We start from the raw sequence: 2,727 nt of genomic DNA on the forward strand, positions 1-2,727 counted from the left end.
GGAGATCCGCGACGACATCCACGAAGCGTTCCTCACTCTCGCCTGCGCCATCATCTGCTGGCGCCGACTCCAACGCTTAAAGAGTTAGGAGCTCTAAGTCGTCGATGACATGCCGGGCCTCCCGGTCGTGCCGGAACCGGCGGTGAGGAAGTCCGCCACAGCCGTACGAAGGTGCTCGTCTTGGGATGCGGTCTTCCGATCTCTCGCCTCGGCGCGAAGCCGTTGCCAAGCCGTGAGGCCGTTGATGAGCGCGGTCGCGACGGCGGCAACCAGACCCGGACGCGAGGATAGAAGACTAGTTCATGCCGGGACCGTATCTGTCGGCTGCCGGTACCAGCCTATAGCGCTGCCGTCCTGGCGGCTCTGCGTGCTCGACGGCCTGGTCCACGCGCTGTCCAGTTCGTCAGCGGGCAGGTGAAGCTCGCCGGTTCGCGTTGTTTCCGGAAGCCGCCTCGTCTCGAATCGCCGACGGTGAGGGCCGGCCATTGGACGTTACGGGTACTCCGATGAACTGTCGTTGCAGAGCCGACTACGGTGCAGGCGGTCTGCCTCACCCTGCCCGACCTATGAGAATGGGCGGCCAGGCTGAGGCGACCGGGCCACAGCCAGGTGTGTTGTAAGGAGATTGGCATGGAGGTGACGGCGATCTTTGAGCTGCCGGTGCACATCTGGGTGATGTGCGACGCGCTCGATGCGACGTGTCCGACTGGCTATGGTGAGCTCCGGTTCAATGTCGTGATGCCCGACGGCCGGCCGCCCGTGGGTGGGCCTCCTCCCGTGCCTGGCGTCGAGTCGCGGTCTGACGTCGGTGAGCAGGTCGTCTGGGTGCAGGAGTACAGCGCCTTCATTCCCGAGTCGCTTCGGCCAGCCACCGCGCTGCATCGCGTGGTTGTGACCGACGTCGAGGGCCCGAGCTACGACCACATGTCGTGGTTTACTCCTGAGCATCAGCTCGGTGAATACATCAACAAGTGGTTCGACGACGTGCGTACCTGGACTGAGATCCTGACTGGCCAGGACCTCGACCCCAATCACCGTGTCTACGACGCAGAGTCGGTCGGCGAAGGGCTGAGATTCATCGAACCACCTCACGATGGTGCATTAGGCGTCAAGGTCACTACACCTCGCGTCCGTCCACTGCGCGCGCAGGAGTGGGCTGCCATTCTCGGGTTCGTCCGTGACGGCTTGGAGCCGCCGCTGGAGGAGGTGCTCAGCCGTGATGCGCGGGCTGCGCAGCGGCGCGGCGCTAATCGGCGCGCGATTATCGACGCAGCCATCGCTCTTGAGATTGCTCTCGGCCGGCACGTCCGCAGCCACAGAGACCAACTGCCCGAAGGGCAGCAAAGACGCATCGGCGAGCGGACAGCTCTCGGCGGCTACATCGCGATCGTTGAGGACTCGGGCCTTCAGGTCGCTGTTCCGGTCGACCGGTTGCGGTGGCTGAATACCCTTCGCAACGACGCTGTGCATCGTGGTGCGGCACCAGGCGATTGGGATGTCGGTAGTGCGGTGCAGGTGATGATCGATTTTCTTGGCGCTCACGGACGAATCCTTAGGACGGGCGAACGGGAGCCTGGCGGCGGGGAGTGGGTGCTGCGGTCCTGAGAGCGATGGTGTCGATGATGCCCAGCTTGTCGAGGAGGGATTGGAAGCCGACCGCGACTTGTCGTTGAGTCGAGTGTGGGACATGTGCGACGAAGTCAGGCTAATTTGGCGCGGCCGCCGCATCTTGATTTTCCCCGCAAGGGCGAATTGGTGGGCGATAGAGGCGGTCGGTGTGGCGTTGTAGCGGTCAGGCTTAGGCCGGAGCTGTCGCGCGCTGCTGGGCGCGGTATGCGCCAGTGGCGGTGCCATTCGTCGGATCTTCGATGGTGTCGGTGGTTGAGGTCATGGCTGGTGTCCGCTGGTGAGGCGGCGGCGCAGTTCGGACAGGGGGAGCCGGTGGCGTTGTCGTTGGCGTTGTTCGGTGAGGATTGTGACGTTGCCGAGTTGGTTGCGTAGCTGGTTTTCGGCTGCTTCGGCGGCGGCGTAGTGGTCGGGGAGGACGTGGAGCAGCCGCGCCCAGTGGTGTTTGCCGGCGCGGACGCATGCTCCGCCGCAGTTGTTGTGTGGTAGGCCGAGGTCGTAGAGCCGTGGTGGGTGTAGTCCGAGTTGCCGGGCGTAGTCCAACTGTTCCTGCTTGGTGAGTTGCGGCGGGTCGAGCAGGGGGAAGCGGCTGGTCCAGGGGCGCCAGCCGGTGGCGATGGCGGGGGCGCGGCGGCGGTCGCGGGGTGAGGCGTCGAGGCCGATGTACAGGGTGGTGGATGCGGGGTCGGCGTGGGCGTCGAGCCATCGTCGGCATGGCCGGATCTTCAGCGTGACGGTGCAGGGCGCGATGCGGCTGTTGCCGAGGTAGTGGACGTCGTGGAAGAGCTGCCAGGGAGTGCGGCCGTCCGCGACGCGGGTGATGGGTACGCCGAGTTGTGCGCTGCTGTCGCCCAGCCAGCGGTAGAGGTCGGGGTCTTCGGTGAGGACGTCGGCGAGTCCGCCGTGAGTTCGGGAATTCTGAAGGCCTCGTTTGGCGAACTGGGGAGTGTGTTCGACATCGGCCGGGCGGTTGTGCGTCGGGTTCGCGGGAGCCGGCGGCCGAGAGCTAATACTCCAGCCGGGGATGTTGACCTTGGCTGAGCTGGGGCTTGGTGTGGTGTGTGAACGGGTGCAGCCACCGTCGATCATGGGCGGTTGTGT

At 65.2% G+C, this 2,727-nt stretch carries 2 protein-coding genes; one reads left to right on the plus strand and one right to left on the minus strand.

Annotated features, from left to right (window positions below):
* The first annotated feature begins 630 nt into the window (after positions 1–630).
* A complete protein-coding gene (locus tag FB454_RS34655; RefSeq protein ID WP_013287277.1) occupies positions 631–1,605 on the plus strand; it encodes a hypothetical protein in 975 nt (324 codons plus the stop codon).
* A gap of 282 nt (positions 1,606–1,887) precedes the next feature.
* Here the strand turns inward: FB454_RS34655 and FB454_RS34660 are convergent, their stop codons facing one another.
* Complete coding sequence (locus tag FB454_RS34660) at positions 1,888–2,715, minus strand: hypothetical protein (protein WP_486485508.1); 828 nt, start codon at positions 2,713–2,715, stop codon at positions 1,888–1,890.
* Positions 2,716–2,727: the final 12 nt, after the last annotated feature.

Source organism: Micromonospora sp. CNZ297, from assembly GCF_007827625.1.